Raw genomic sequence first — 15,935 nt, 5'->3', positions numbered from 1 at the left:
AAAAGCGCGAAAAAATAAAACCGTCGTTGTAGTAGTTAAAAAAATTTGGAATTCAACTGCAAAAACCAATCCCTCACTCCTATATGTATATTGAAGGATTGAAATCTGCCTTTTTATAAGTGCGAGGGGGAGGTAAACATATGGCGGTGTACCGTAATGTGCAAGTGAACTTTTGGCAAGATGAATTCATATTAGATTTAACGCCAGAGGAGCGTTATTTTTACATATATTTGTTAACTGGTACGAAAACGAAGCAATGTGGAATTTACGTATTACCGAAACGTTTAGCAGAACTGGAAACAGGCTACAGTATGGAGACTGTTGAGAAGCTGTTAAATAGGTTTGTTGCATATGGGAAAATTTTATACGATGCGGAAACGAAAGAGTTATACATACTAAATTGGTTACACTATAACCCTATTTTAAATACGAATGTAGAAAAATGTGTGTTACGTGAGTTAAAGACTGTAAAAAATAAAGAATTCATACATATGTTTTTACGTAAATGTCTGGAAGAAGAATGGAAGATTCCATTGTTGTTGCAACATTTTGGTATGCCAGAGGAAGAGGATACTAGTAGTTTACAAGAAGTTGTTGAAAAAATAGAAGATATGGAAGTAGAAGAGGATACTCAACATAGTGAAGTTTACAAATTTTACGAACAAAATATAAGTAGTCTATCTCCATATATTGTGGAGGAATTGAAGGGGTGGATACGAAAAGTTTCAGGAAATACCGTACTAGAGGCACTTAAAATTGCGTTTGAACAGAATAAGCGAACGTTTGCTTATGTGAAGGGGATTTTGAGGAATTGGTGTATCGAATATGGTGGAGAGAAGTGTGTAATGGGTAGTTTAGAGAGAAGGAGAAGTGTTTTGAGTAGTGTGTTTTAATTTACATTAATTTAATATAGAATACATGTTCGTTTTGGTAGATTTTATGCTATACTACCATTAAATAAGGATGTTTTTATAATGGATAAAAGATGCGGGGGAACAAAGTTTGACTACAAATACAACTCGGTTATTTCAATATATTCATATGACAGAAAAACAGGAACAATTATCACTGCTATATTTACAAACAAAAGAAGAAGAGATTTTGAAAGATATTCAATTAACGACAATTCGAGATCAAAGAAGAGGCGATTTTGCTGAGCGGTTTATAAATGATTTTAGGAAAGTGCATAAGCAAGATCCAGCTTTCTTACGATTATTCTATTACTTGTTAGGGGAGCAGTTGTTAAATGTTCTTATAATAAGGTTTAAATATGTAGATTTTTCTAATATGAAGGTTTATTTAGAAAAAAGTGCACTTCCATTGGATCAACTTGTAGTCATTGCATGTAAATATTTAACTAATATCTCTAGTTATGTGAATGAGGCGTATAGTTTTCTGAAAGAGTTAACAAAAGAGAATCCGAACTATATAGAGAGACAATTACATACTTTACTAAATAAGCAACAACTATCACTACTTCTCGTAATGTTTGAAGTAGATTATGAGAGGTTCCATACGTATAGCTCTTTATTGGAAGAGAGATTAAAAGAACATGCTGAATTTATTTTGAATTTGAATGGGGAAAAGGAAAAGATTGAAGCAACTGAAAGATATATAAAAGATGAAAGTGATAGGGAATTATTTTTAGGTGGAAATTTACCGGACTATATTTGGCGACTGTTATTTCATGTCCATAAGTATTCAAACGTTGCGAGGCGATATGTGGAAATATTAGCAAAGAAAAACGTGTGGGGGTTTATAAATCATGCTACGTGTTACGTGTGTCAAACTCTCAATCAGCCCCAAAACTATAAACGAACAGGGAGTGTAAATAAGAAAACCTATAATGAAATTCAAAGTTTTTGTAAACAGTTTTGGATTTCTGAGGAAAGATTCTTTGCGCACCGCCTGAGGCAACATGATTTAAATAATGAAGAATTTTGTAAAGCGTATGAATATGAAATGTTATGCTCCGTGGCGGAAGAAAATCCTGAATTTGTTCAACGTACTTTGCAGTATATAAGTAAAAGTAATTACCTCATAATCGCACGAACGTTAGCTGAAAAAGGACATGAGTTAAATAGAGGGAGAATGCGAGAAGAATTTTTTATCGCTGCTTTGCAACTTAAGTTGTCTACGGTGCGGGATACGTATCGTGATTATTTACTCGGGAAATTGTCATTTGATGAAATGAAGCAAATACTTACAAACCCGAAATATAGAAATATGTATTGGGATATGCCAGTTTTAGAAGTTGTACTTCTTTGGGATATAGATGATGTAGCAAAAAGAGAAGCGGCACTTACCTTGCAATTTGGAGATGTATATAGTGTTAATTTATATGAACTTCTTTACGAATGCTCTGTCAGAGGGATAGAACCGAAACAAGTATTAGAAGAACTTCTTTCGTATGGGCTAAGTAAGGAAAAGCTGATTGCCTATGCAGTTGAACAAGCTGCATGCTACAGTGAAGAGAGAAATGAGGCGAAGGAAGCGCTTGTTCATGTCATTGTAAAAGAACAAGCGTATATAATTGAACAGTTTGATGAGTATTCTGCTGTTGCCAAAGCATATATTTTAGAAGAGTTAGCAAAGGATAACATGATTAAAATGCGTCCCATTTTAATTAAAACTTTAGGGGATTCATCTAAAAAAATGCGTGAGTCTGTAATTAAACTTCTTTCAAGAGATGTAGAAGCTGCGGAGGATGTAGCGCTGGAACTTCATAATAAAAAGAAAATTGTTCGTGAAAATGTGATGAAACTGCTTATAGGGTATAAGATCGAAAAATATACAGAACTTGTACAGGAAGCTTTGCAAGATAAGAAGAATGCCTCTTTGGCCGAGAAATTTGCTCCATTACTTGAAGTGGGGAGAAGCGCAGAAAATATAGAAGAACTTTGTGGCCGTATCGTAACGGAACAAAAAAGAAATTCACTTCTGCAATTGATTGGGGATGAACCACAAATCCGTCTTCGTCATTCTAATGAAATTGCCGATGCTACAATTCCATTAGCTTATTTGCGGCAGTACATTTCAGATTCTGTTATCGAGAAGAAAGAAGAAGTTGAAGCGATTGGGAGTACTTTAAATGAACAGGACTTGAAAGAATGTGTGCAAGAAATATATCAAACATGGATTTCTCAAGATGCAGATGTGAAGAAACGCGGTATTCTTTCGTTATATGGAATATATAGTGATGACAAAATGGTCGGCATACTGAAAAAGCAAATCGATGAATGGGTGCTCGATATGCGAGGGAAAATTGCAGCTGATGCTGTTCGGGCTTTAGGCTTGTCCTCATCTAAGCTTGCACTTATGTCTATTCATGCAATGGCCTTTAAATATAAACATAAACAAGTGCGTAATGCGGCAAAAGAAGCACTAAGTCTCGCTGCAAAAACACGTAGTATAACGGAAGAGGAGCTGGAAGATCAACTGGTACCAAATCTTGGTTTCAATATACGTGGTGAGAAGGAGATTGATTTTGGGAATAGGTGTTTTACGGCCATATTAACTGCAGAGTCAAAAATTGAATTAGAGACAGAAGAAGGGAAACGTATGAAGTCACTTCCAAAGCCGAATGCAAAAGATGATATAGAAAAAGCTGAATTAGCTAAGAGAGAGGTATCCACTTTAAAGAAAGAGCTTCGAAGTGCTCTTTCCATGCAGAAACAACGTTTGGAAGCTGCTCTATCAAGAAAGCGCTATTGGTCATACGATTCGTGGAAGGCGCTATTTCTGGAGAATCCAATTATGAAGCAATTTGCAACTTCACTTATTTGGGGTGAATATACGGAAGGAAAGTTACTGGAAATGTTCCGTTATGCGGAGGATGGTATGTTTTATTCGGTGATAGGAGAGAATCATGAATTTTCGTCTGGAACCGTGATTGGTTTCATTCATCCGTTAGAATTATCCGAAACGGAAAAGGAATTGTGGAAAGAGCAACTGGAACATTCTAAGATTGTCCAGCCGTTCTTACAAATGGAACGTCCAGTGTTTGTAGTAGAGGAAAATGATAAGGTTACTGTTGAGAGGTTTGGTGGTATTTTATTAAATGGTCGCTCGTTATTCGGTAAGATGACGAAACTTGGATGGATTCGCGGATCAGTTCAAGATGGCGGTGTGTATTATACGTTTTATAAAGAAGATACTCGCACTGGATTAGGGGCACAACTGTCATTTAGCGGAGCGCCGATTGGCTATGAAGATGAAGAAGATATATGTGTGTATGATATTGAATTTTATAAAGCAGGTACAGTGAATCGTGGTTCATATGAATACGATGAAATTGATGATAAAAGACGCATTGTGCCAAAAGAAGTAGATAAGTATTTCTTTAGTGAAATATTATATGATGTACAATTAGCGACCGATTCAAATCTTGGTCATAATGAAAGCTGGCGTAATAAACGATAAAAATTCCCCCTTCATTTGTAGGAAAATGAAGGGGGTTTTCAACTTTTCAAAAAGGTTCTTTCAAAATAGAAGCGAATAGTTTGAGAAAGGAGGGGTTATATGGAAGTTGTTATAAAAAAGAAACGAACTAGGGGTAAGAAAATTTTCATTTGGTCTAGTAGTATCGTCCTTTTGTTAGTTATATGTACAGCGATTTTTTTGAACATATATACGCTGAAATCTGTGCCAAAGATAGATGGAACGATAAAACTAGAGGATTTACAACGTGCTGTTACGGTAAAGCGAGATAGTAAAGGAGTACCACATATTAAAGCGGAAAATGCACATGATTTATATTTTTCGCAAGGGTATGTACAAGCGCAAGATCGATTATTTCAAATGGATTTAAGTAGAAGGCAAGCTTCTGGGATGTTAAGTGAAGTTGTGGGGGAAGCAGCTGTTGACCGAGATAAGTTGTTTCGAACACTCGGTTTACGGCGAGCAGCCGAAGCGTCTGTTAGCCAATATGATGGAGAAGCAAAATTTGCTCTGCAGTCATTTGCTGATGGGGTGAACGCTTTTATACGCGAGGCAAAAGAGGAAAAGAAATTGCCGGTTGAGTTTACTATATTAGGCTACGAACCTGCTGAATGGTCTATTGTTGATACATTAACAATTGGAAAGTATATGGCGTTTGATTTAGGCGGACATTGGCATGGACAGGCATTTCGATATTGGGCGCTGAAAAATTTGCCGAAAGAGCAAGCAAATGAGTTATTTCCTACATATCCGAAAGATGCGCCTAGATTGCTAGCTGAACTCGAGAATACAAATGTGAATGTTGCACAAAGTTTTGCAAAAGCAATCATTCCACCAGAGTTTAATGGTAGTAATAACTGGGTTATAAGCGGTGAGAAGAGTGCGTCTGGTAAGCCGATTTTAGCGGATGATCCTCATTTATCTCTTGCGACACCTTCTATTTGGTATCAATCGAAACTTGAAATGAAAGATTTACACGTAAGTGGCGTTATTTTCGCTGGCGTACCAGGGGTTATATTAGGGCACAATGACAAAATAGCATGGGGCGTTACGAATACAGGTCCTGATGTGCAAGATTTATATATTGAGAAGAGAAATCCTAATAATGAAAATGAATTTCTGTATAACGATAAGTGGGAAAAAGCTACCGTTGTGGATGAATCTATTAAAGTAAAAGGCGGGAAAACAATTCCGTATAATGTTACAGTTACGAGGCATGGCCCAGTCATTTCAGAGTTTGCGGATAAAGGAAAAGAGAAGACGAAAACAGTATTTTCTTTGAAATGGACTGCTTTGGAGCCTTCCGCTGAATTAAAGGCTGTATTAAATATGAATAAGGCGAAAGACTGGAATGAGTTTGAAACGGCACTGCAAGATTTTCATACACCAACTCAAAATTTTGTATTTGCATCAAACGACGGCACAATTGCTTATAAAGCAAATGGAAATATACCAGTGCGTAAAAAAGGTGATGGTAGTCTGCCTGTGCCAGGATGGACAGATGAATATGAATGGGAAGGGTATATCCCGTATGATCAACTTCCAAAAGTAATCAATCCAAAACAAGGGTTTATTTCAACTGCGAATAATAAAATTGTAGATGATAATTATCCGTACCATATTAGTAATACGTGGGCGCAGCCATATAGGCAAATGCGTATTCAAGAGTTTTTACAAGAGAAGGAAAAATATACAGTGAAAGATTTAGAAGAGTTACAGATGGATCAAAAAAATTTATACGGGAAAGAGTTTGCTCCTATATTTTTAAAAGAGTTAAATAAAGCATCTTTAAATGAAGTAGAGAAAGAGGGCGTAAAACAATTAACGAAGTGGAATTTTTACGATAGTAAAGATGAATCGGCACCGTTAATATTCCATCTATTAATGAAAGAGATTTCAAATACGTTATTTTCAAAAGAAATTCCGAAAGATGTGATGGAGTTATTTGAAGGGAAGTCACAAGTCGTGGATGAATTGATTCGAAAAGAAGTAGCAGGAGAAAATAGCGCTTGGTTTAAGAAATACGGGGGCTTCACAAAAGTTGTGCATACATCGTACGAGAATGTAATAAAGAAATTACAGAAGGAATATGGACCCGATGTTACAGAGTGGAAGTGGGGCGATTACCATCAACTTGCTTTTACACATCCAATTTCAAAATCATCTAGTATGTTAGCACTACTTGCATTTAATCGTGAGAAACCAGTTCCAATTGGCGGAAGTCAAGTTACCGTTCAAGCGGCGAGTTACGGAGATAACGGTATTGTCAATCACGGAGCTTCTTGGCGATTCGTTATTGATACGAAAGATATGTCAAACGGTTATCATATTGTAGGACCAGGACAATCAGGACATTTTAGAAGTGATTGGTATCATGATCAAATAGATGATTGGGTAAATGGCACGTATCATACGACTACATTGAATACGGAGGGGATAGAAGGGAAGGTGTTAAATTTGGAGCCGAAGTGATAGAGTGTTTTTGTTTGTGGAGAGGACTAGTAATAATCTTTTTGATAATGAAATCTTATCATTTAGAACATAACCCAGTTCTTAAATCATTTTAACAGCCAGCCTACTATCATTTAATTGGATAGTAGGCTGTTTCCATCTTCGAAATACGCTGTAGCAACTTCTTCAGGATTACGATTATTTCTACATGCTGCAAGTGCTGTAACTAATAAAGCCATTACAACTATTAACATGATCATTCCAGTTTTAAGGGGAATTAGTTAACAAAGACCAGATATTATTTGCAACAGAACTGTTCCTCTGTACCCCTTGTTTCATCATTTTTCTAGGCCATCCAACTTGACAAATGTTTTTTTATCAAACTACAATGAAAATCATTATCAATAATATAGGGAGGATATTTTTGTCAATAAATGAAAAACAATATATTTATAGGTTAATAACTAGATGTTGTTAAGTCGTATGTACTATTTTTAGTTTAGCGTTGCCCAGAATGTACACCAATTAATCTCACGAATTACAAGAAAACTATAATTGAAATGAGGCTTGCATTGTGAAGTTGGACGTGAATGAGTTAGCAGAGTATCTTGCCAATACTCCTTTCCGAGTAGAAGGAGTATATCGTTATGCTAAAAATCCAGGTGTGCCTTGTGCTGAGTCTACAGATTCTTTCCCAGGATTTGTATTTCCACTTACAGGGAAGACGCAATTTCAATTTAATGGTACGCCGTATATCCTTTCCCCAGGAAAAGTTATACATGGGGGTGCAAAAATGACATTAGCCCATAAAATGCTTGGTGAAATAAACTGGGAATATATTCTTGTTTTATATCGGATAAGCAATTCAGAACGAGAAGACTCTGGCTTTACTCATCAGCATTTTGAATTGTTAACAGGGCAATCTCCTCGTCTTGTCGAATTACTTATGCGTCTTTGGGATGTGTATAATCAGCGAGGAGGCATTTCGATGTTTCAGACTGAAATGCTGTTTCGCGAAGCGTTGAATGAAGCTTTATTAAGTGTTGTCAATAGAGAAAACAACTATGAATCGCATACTTTATTCGAACGAATATCTAGTTATGTTCATAAATACTATTATAAAGATATTACAATAAATACGCTTACAGAACAAAATAATGTTAATCGAAATCGTCTTTCTTACGTGTTTAGAAAGCATGCAGGTATGGGGCCAGCAGAATATTTATTGAACTATCGTATAAAGATGGCTCAAAAAATGTTATGTACAAGTGGTGTGCCTGTACAACAAATTGCGCAGGCTGTTGGAATCGCAGACCCTTTTTATTTTAGTAGAGTTTTCAAGAAGCGAGTTGGCATTTCGCCTACTAAATATCGCGAGAAGTTCATCAATAATCCATACTAATGTCAACAGAGGTCCATTCTTATTTGAAAATCACTGTTCTATACTTATGGAGAGTTAAAGGAAACATTAGATTGAAAGTACTTTCATTGAAATCACTCCTTTGTACTATCTGAATGAAAAGTTCTGGCCTGAGCATTTTCTTTTTAAGCGTAATAACGACTTTTTTACTTAGATTACTGTAATATAGTGGAAGTTGAAAATGAGGAGGGATCATTATCCATTACCAACCTATTAAACTAAATGACGAGTTATCTAAAATTAACGATTATTGGTATCCACAAGTGATTAGTGAAATGAATGACGATCAAATTCAGCTTTTTAAAGCTAATGGAGATTTTATATGGCATGAGCATCCTAATACAGATAAGCTATTTATTGTGCTTGAAGGGGAGATGTTCATCAATTTTCGTGATGGACAGGTGAAAATTTCTAAAGGCGAGATGTTTATTGTCCCGAGGGGCGTTGAGCATAAACCGTTCACTGAAAAGGAATCCCACATTATGTTGGTAGAGCCTAAAAGGGAAATGGATTGATAATCGTAAAAAGATAAAAAAGGAGCGGAAATCCGTTCCTTTTTTATTTATCTTACTATTTTTGGAAACTTATTGTGAATAAAATGTGAATAAGGGATGAATAGCATTTTATCAATAAAAATTTATTGGTTTTTTTGTGGAATATATATGAAACGTTGTATAAAATAATCAAGAAAGCCAAAAATTACAGGGGGAAAGTTGTGAAGAAAAATAAGAGTTTAATAAGTTTTTTAGGAGTGTTTATTATGCTGTTTTCTTTTTGTTTTCAAGGAAATGTACAGGCAGATGTAAATACTGTTCAATCTGGAAAAATTAAATCAGGAAATGTAACGGTATGGGAAGTTGGAAATGTAGCGAAAGTGTTAGCTGATGTAGAGCGCTTAAATTTAAATACAGTAAATGTACCAATTCAGGTAGATATTCCGAATGTGACTTCTACGAACATGGTAATTAATCAAGCGCAAAAGCAACAGGCTATTATTTTAATTCAAGAATTATTAAAGCGTAATATTCAAGTTATAGTAGAACCGTTCCCATATATTCAACAAGGAAATGTTGGAGAAACGGAATGGAATCCAAGTAATATTAATGATTTCTTCTGGAATTGGAAAACGGTTATTTTGCAAGACATCTTTAACTCGATTACAAGTAAATACAATGTGTATGGGCTCAAGATTGCTTCTAATTTCGTGAATATGGAATATGCAGAAGGATATTGGAGCGATACGATTGATTTTGTTCGCCAGCAGTATAAAGGAAATGTTTTGTATCAAATGAATTGGTGGTTAACAGCAAGCTGGGATCCTTCATATGAAGCGAAGTTTGTTGAGAAAATAAATCGTCCGTATTTAAAGAAGGTAGACATTGTTAGTATCGATAGTTGGTTTGAAGTTTCGGAAAAAAGAAATCCATCATACGAAGAAGTGAAGCAAAGTTTATTTGCGACGACAGTATATAATCGTGGACAGAATGTTGTTCAGCAACTAGAACAATTACATAAAGCAACAGGAAAGCCAGTTTACTTTGGTGGATTTAACGTTCCAGCGCGTGAACTAGGCTTGCAAAATCCGTGGAATCCAGATGTTTCTAATGTGTTTTCAAAAAACGTACAATTAAACGGATGGCGCGCTTACCGTGACGTATTAGAACCAAAGCCATATTTTAAAGGTTTTTCAATTTGGTTTATTGGTTCTAATGATAGTACGCATGCGTATCAAATACATAGTCAAGAAACGGCGACAGTTATTAACGGCTGGTACCGAAAATAATTTTTATAAAATAGGTAAGTTTTAAAGTTTGGCACATATATTTCTAGTGAAAGGCCTTTCACCATCTTATCACCTAGGGGGCAATCATAATGAAATTTTTGTCTTACCTTACAGTAATTTTGGTGATTCTTGGCGGTTTGAATTGGTTATTTGTAGCGTTAGATTACAATGTAGTTGAGAAATGGTTTGGTTCTATGCCGGCGCTTGTGGACACTATTTATTGGCTCATTGGTCTTTCTGCAATTTATCAAATTTTTGATCGGTTCTTTACGGATAATTAGCTATTATTCTTTTATTACTAGAGTGTTAAGTACGATTATGTACTTAACACTTTTTTATGTGTTTATAAAAACATTGGCACTTGCAAGCGATTCCATTGCGTCTTACGCCGTAATAATAGAAAACAAATTGACCATGTCTTGTATTGTGGGTTATAATTCAGAAAGTTTAAAAAATACCAAAATGAGAAATAGGGAGGTCATCCGGGTGATGGAAAGAGTGTATAATTTTTCAGCAGGACCATCAATACTCCCTTTGCCAGTTTTAGAGAAAGTGCAAAAGGAGCTAGTAAATTATAACGGGACAGGCATGTCTATTATGGAAATGAGTCATCGATCTTCTTATTTTCAAAGTATTATAGAGGAAGCGAGTAGCTTACTTCGTGAATTAATGAACATTCCTGATGAGTATGAAGTATTGTTTTTACAAGGCGGTGCGTCATTACAATTTTCTATGATACCGCTGAATGTAATGAATACGTATAAAAAAGCAGGATATATATTGACTGGCTCATGGTCTAAAAAGGCGATGCAAGAAGCTGAAAAAGTAGGAGAAGTGCAAGTGATTGCTTCTTCTGAAAATGAGAAGTTTACTACAATTCCTAAACTGGATGGTTTACTAGGCGATGAAAAACTAGATTATGTACATATTACAACGAACAATACAATTGAGGGAACGAAGTATGTGGACATTCCACATGTAGATAAAGTACCGCTCGTTGCGGATATGTCCTCAAATATTTTATCAGAACGATATGATGTTTCGAAGTTTGGTCTTATATATGCGGGAGCGCAAAAGAATTTAGGGCCAGCAGGCTTAACGATTGCAATTATAAAAAGAGATTTAATTGGGGGAGCAGATCGCTCTTGTCCTACAATGTTAAACTATGAAACATACAGCAAAAATAACTCCTTATATAATACACCGCCGTCCTTTAGTATTTACGTAACAAAACTTGTACTAGAGTGGCTGAAAGAGCAAGGCGGAGTATCTGCGATTGAAGAACAAAATAAAATAAAATCTTCACTTCTTTACAATTTCTTAGATGAATCAAAATTGTTTACTTCACCAGTTGATCCTACGTATCGATCACTTATGAACATTCCGTTTACAACACCGTCAGAAGAGCTGAACAGTGAGTTTTTACAAAAAGCGAAAGAACGAGGACTTGTTACACTAAAAGGACATCGTTCAGTCGGTGGTATGCGCGCAAGTATTTACAATGCGATGCCAGCACACGGCGTACAGCAATTAGTAAATTATATGAAGGAATTTGAGCTTGAGAATAGATAGGGAGATGGGGATATGTTTCGTGTTCAAACGTTAAATCAAATTGCAGAAAAAGGTTTGCAAGTGCTTAGCGGAGAGCGCTATGAAGTAGGGGAGAGAATGGACCACCCAGACGGTATTTTACTTCGCAGCTATTCTTTACATCAAGAAGAATTTTCAAAAGATTTAAAGGCGATTGCCAGAGCTGGTGCTGGTGTAAATAATATTCCTGTCGAGCGGTGTACAGAAAAAGGGATTGTAGTCTTTAATACGCCAGGGGCGAATGCTAATGCAGTAAAGGAACTTATTATCGCCAGTCTTATTATGTCTTCACGTAACATTATTAACGGAGTAAGCTGGACGAAAAATTTAGAAGGTGAAGAAGTACCGCAGCTTGTTGAATCAGGAAAAAAACAATTTGTTGGATCTGAAATTGCGGGAAAACGTCTAGGAGTTATCGGGCTTGGTGCAATAGGTGCTTTAGTTGCGAACGATGCGTTAGCTTTAGGGATGGACGTTGTCGGATATGACCCTTACATTTCAGTTGAAACAGCTTGGCGCCTTTCTACACATGTGCAAAGAGCATTTAGTTTAGATGAAATTTTTGCAACGTGTGATTATATTACACTGCATATTCCTCTTACGAATCAAACGAAGGGGATTATTGGTGAACACGCTGTAGAGAAGATGAAAAAAGGGATGCGTCTATTCAATTTTTCTAGAGGTGAACTTGTAGATGAAAAGGTTCTTCAAAAAGCGTTAGAAGAAGATGTTATTGCACATTACGTAACGGACTTCCCAAATGAAAATGTGATAAAGATGAAAAATGTAACTGCGACGCCTCACCTTGGTGCATCTACATCTGAATCAGAAGAAAATTGTGCGATCATGGCAGCTCGTCAATTACGTGAATATTTAGAGACAGGAAATATTCGTAATTCAGTCAACTATCCAAATGTTGAGTTGCCGTATATCGGAAAGAAACGTATTACAATCATGCATCAAAACGTTCCGAACATGGTAGGACAAATTACAGGATGTTTAGCAGAACATCATATAAATATTGCGGATATGATTAATCGTAGTAAACATTCTTGGGCGTACACGATGATTGATATTGATAACGGAATTGATGATATAATAAAAGAGAACATTGTGGAAAATATAAGCAAAATTACAGGTGTTGTAGCCGTTCGAATGATTGTGTAAAGGAGAGAGGGAATTGGCAAAAATCCGACCGTTTCGGGCCATTCGTCCAGTAGAAGAAAAAGCAGCACAAGTTGCAGCTTTACCATATGACGTATTAAATAGTGAAGAAGCAAGAGAGGTTGTAAAAGGGAATCCGTATTCTTTCTTACACGTTGATAAAGCAGAAATTGATTTAGACCCAGCGCTTTCACAGTACGATGATCGCGTATATGAAAAAGCGGGTGAAAATTTAAATCGATTGATACGAGAAGAAGTGTTCATTCAAGACGAAGAGCCAGCGTTATACATTTATGAACTGACGATGCAAGGAAGAACGCAGTCCGGTCTTGTCGTTTGTACATCTATTGATGAGTATGAAGACGATACAATTAAAAAACATGAAAGAACGCGCCATGAAAAAGAACTTGATCGTATTCGCCACGTAGATGTGTGTGACGCAAATACAGGTCCTATCTTTTTAACATATCGTACAAAAGAAGAAGTGAAACGTTTCATCGCAAACTGGAAAGCAGAACATACGCCAATCTATACATTTACAGCGGAAGACGGCGTTAGGCATATTGCTTGGAAAATAGATGATGAAGAAGTAATTGCAAGTTTAGTAAACTTATTTGAAGATATTCCTAATCTTTATATTGCAGATGGACATCACCGCTCGGCATCAGCTGCAAAAGTAGGGCTCATGCGAAGAGAGCAATATCCGAATTACACAGGAGAAGAAGAGTTTAATTTCTTTTTATCCGTGCTATTCCCTCACGATGAATTATCAATTTGGGACTATAACCGAGTTGTGAAAGATTTAAATGGCTTTTCAGAGGAACAGTTTTTAAATCAAATTACGCAGTACTTTTATGTAGAAGAAGCATCTGTATCTCCGTATAAACCAAATGAACCAAAAACATTTGGCATGTATGTGAACGAGAAGTGGTATAAGCTCACAGTGAAAGAGGAAACGTTTGATGCGAATGATCTTGTGAAAGGTTTAGATGTATCTATTCTGCAAGATCACTTATTAAGCCAAGTACTTGAAATACATGATCCGCGATCTGATTCACGTATCGACTTTGTCGGAGGAATCCGCGGATTAGAAGAACTAGAACGCCTTGTAAATAGCGGTGAATATAAAGCGGCGTTCTCGCTATATCCGACATCAATGGAATCTTTATTAGCAATCGCAGACGCTGGAGAAGTTATGCCGCCAAAATCAACGTGGTTTGAACCGAAACTGCGTAGTGGGTTATTTGTACATTCTTTAAAATAATGATAGACTTCATTAGTTTGAAAAACCGAAATGATTTTAGTTTCGGTTTTTCTTATTTTAAAAGAGTTAAGGACATTCCTAGTATTACAAGAAATGTCCTTTCCACTAATTTATAGGATGTTTTGCTAAAATTTAAACTCTAAAACTAGTTTACTAGTTTGACCTGTAAACTGATAATTATAGAATCCTCGTAGGTTTTCTAAGTTACCGGTAGCTTTAATAATTGTTCCTGGGGAATCTAAATTTCCTTTATCAAATATTCCTTGCTCTATAGCTGTAAATGTCCCTTGTTGCCCCTTATAAATCCCTTCAAAGTGTAAAAATCCAGAAATTTTAGCAGTAGCCAAGTGACCATCATTTATATTTGAGTCTAAATAATATAATAAGTATTCAACAAAAGCCTTTCCTTTTAATTCCCCATCAATATCATATTCAACATGAGCAATATTAATAGGGAAATCTTTTTTATTATCATCAATTGGTTTTTCATCCCATTTACTTACTGTAAATGTTACTTCCATACACGTAATCTCCCTCCAATTATATACTTTTAAAAAGTACCAATTCACAGACATATCTCATAGGAGTGTTTTTATTCATTCCACGCCACTCTCTAAAATAGAAAAAGATACATTTTCACAATCAATTTCTGCCATTGCGCCGTAAGGTAAAATAAACTTCGGTTCAGTATGGCCAAAATTAAAATTATAAAGAATCGGCAAATCTTCTAAGTTATATTCTCTCATAACTTTCAGTATTTCATCTTTATATTCTTCATAGTATTGTTCATCTTTCGGTTTACCGAAAATGATACCTTTTGCTTTTTGCAGAATGCCTTGCGCTGCATAATTTCGTAACCAATACTTTATATAACTTGGTTCTGGATGATCTTCAGAAGTTTCAAAGAAGAGAATACTATCCTCCCAATGTTTTTTCTCAGGCCAAAGTTCCGTTCCTTTTGCAAATTCCAGTACTTCTATACATCCGCCAATTAAACGCCCTTGTACAGTAGTAGAACCTTGAAGTACCTCATATCCATTGTTTTGCTGCATCGTCCGTCTTGTATCCTTATTTATCTCTATCCATTCTAAACGTTCACTCGTCCATTCAGGAGCTGGTTGAATTTCGCCAATCACTTCATTGGAAAAGAGAGTTCGATTTACCATTTCAACCGTATATGGATCTATCTCTACATTTTCAGCAAAGTCGGTCAAAATTGCCGGACCGTATAAAGAGGAAAGACCTGCTTTATGACAAAATAAATGTGAAATAGTAACGTCAGAGTATCCCATAAAAATTTTCGGATTTTCACGTATTACATTAAAATCTATATGAGGAAGTAAGCGAATGCTATCTTGACCGCCAATATTCGCAATAATTGCTTTCACGCGCGTATCTTTAAATGCTGTCATTAAATCTTCCGCACGAGCCTGTGGGTTGTTATAAATGAATTCGCTACCTTTTAAACTATTTGGCATTGGGATAATGGTAAGACCGAAAACTTCTTCTAACCTCTTTACCCCTTGCTCATATCGCCATCTTATTTCAGGATCACCTGCTCCTCCCCATGAAGGACTTACTGTTGCCACAACATCTCCTGCCTGTAATCTCTTTGGTTTTATTAACATGTTAACTCCGCTCCTACATAATGTAATGGACTACGATTATCAAACTGTAGTATTGAAAAATATGATGCATGACATTAGTTTCTTCATCATCAATTCGTTTACCTGCTGGTGTACAAGAATTTAGCAGTAGTATTGAATATAGGGAAAAACGCTTTATATTTAAAAAGTACAGTATGCATCATTGCATGAGAAAGA

General features: G+C 36.0%; 12 protein-coding genes. 10 read left to right on the top strand and 2 right to left on the bottom strand.

Annotated elements, in window-relative coordinates; translation table 11 throughout:
• Nucleotides 1–140 precede the first annotated feature (140 nt).
• The 10 genes from PSR14_RS16710 (at nucleotide 141) to PSR14_RS16665 (ending at nucleotide 14,112) form a co-directional block, all read left to right on the top strand.
• Entirely contained in the window at nucleotides 141–893 is a 753-nt protein-coding gene (locus PSR14_RS16710) for a DnaD domain-containing protein (RefSeq protein ID WP_000312105.1), read from the top strand.
• A gap of 109 nt (nucleotides 894–1,002) precedes the next feature.
• Nucleotides 1,003–4,422, top strand: a complete 3,420-nt coding sequence (locus PSR14_RS16705; RefSeq protein WP_073540981.1) for a DUF4132 domain-containing protein — start codon at nucleotides 1,003–1,005, stop codon at nucleotides 4,420–4,422.
• 99 nt (nucleotides 4,423–4,521) lie between these two features.
• Complete coding sequence (locus tag PSR14_RS16700) at nucleotides 4,522–6,912, top strand: penicillin acylase family protein (RefSeq protein ID WP_000454348.1); 2,391 nt, start codon at nucleotides 4,522–4,524, stop codon at nucleotides 6,910–6,912.
• A gap of 553 nt (nucleotides 6,913–7,465) precedes the next feature.
• Nucleotides 7,466–8,293 (top strand): AraC family transcriptional regulator, encoded by an 828-nt coding sequence (locus PSR14_RS16695; RefSeq protein ID WP_000762809.1) that lies wholly within the window; start codon nucleotides 7,466–7,468, stop codon nucleotides 8,291–8,293.
• Between the two features lie 293 nt (nucleotides 8,294–8,586).
• Entirely contained in the window at nucleotides 8,587–8,826 is a 240-nt protein-coding gene (locus tag PSR14_RS16690) for a cupin domain-containing protein (protein WP_000997186.1), read from the top strand.
• A gap of 200 nt (nucleotides 8,827–9,026) precedes the next feature.
• Nucleotides 9,027–10,094, top strand: coding sequence for a glycoside hydrolase family 113 (locus PSR14_RS16685; protein WP_141114581.1), 1,068 nt, complete (start codon nucleotides 9,027–9,029; stop codon nucleotides 10,092–10,094).
• A gap of 89 nt (nucleotides 10,095–10,183) precedes the next feature.
• Complete coding sequence (locus tag PSR14_RS16680) at nucleotides 10,184–10,375, top strand: DUF378 domain-containing protein (protein ID WP_000670803.1); 192 nt, start codon at nucleotides 10,184–10,186, stop codon at nucleotides 10,373–10,375.
• A 208-nt stretch (nucleotides 10,376–10,583) separates the two neighbouring features.
• Nucleotides 10,584–11,666, top strand: coding sequence for a 3-phosphoserine/phosphohydroxythreonine transaminase (serC, locus tag PSR14_RS16675; protein WP_061130605.1), 1,083 nt, complete (start codon nucleotides 10,584–10,586; stop codon nucleotides 11,664–11,666).
• Nucleotides 11,667–11,678: 12 nt separating this feature from the next.
• On the top strand, nucleotides 11,679–12,851 hold the full coding sequence (locus PSR14_RS16670; protein ID WP_073540977.1) for a 3-phosphoglycerate dehydrogenase family protein: 1,173 nt from the start codon (nucleotides 11,679–11,681) through the stop codon (nucleotides 12,849–12,851).
• A 13-nt stretch (nucleotides 12,852–12,864) separates the two neighbouring features.
• Nucleotides 12,865–14,112: a DUF1015 domain-containing protein gene (locus PSR14_RS16665; protein ID WP_073540975.1), complete on the top strand. Its 1,248-nt coding sequence runs from the start codon at nucleotides 12,865–12,867 to the stop codon at nucleotides 14,110–14,112.
• A 125-nt stretch (nucleotides 14,113–14,237) separates the two neighbouring features.
• On the opposite strand, the gene PSR14_RS16660 is transcribed toward PSR14_RS16665, so the two are convergent.
• Entirely contained in the window at nucleotides 14,238–14,633 is a 396-nt protein-coding gene (locus PSR14_RS16660; RefSeq protein WP_000454087.1) for a DUF3224 domain-containing protein, read from the bottom strand.
• Nucleotides 14,634–14,708: 75 nt separating this feature from the next.
• Nucleotides 14,709–15,740: a S66 peptidase family protein gene (locus PSR14_RS16655; RefSeq protein ID WP_073540973.1), complete on the bottom strand. Its 1,032-nt coding sequence runs from the start codon at nucleotides 15,738–15,740 to the stop codon at nucleotides 14,709–14,711.
• Nucleotides 15,741–15,935: the final 195 nt, after the last annotated feature.

Source organism: Bacillus sp. A01H (assembly GCF_045277205.1).
Lineage (GTDB): Bacteria > Bacillota > Bacilli > Bacillales > Bacillaceae_G > Bacillus_A > Bacillus_A paranthracis.
The sequence above is the reverse complement of the archived record's forward strand: the minus strand, read 5'-3'. Positions and strand labels throughout refer to the sequence as shown.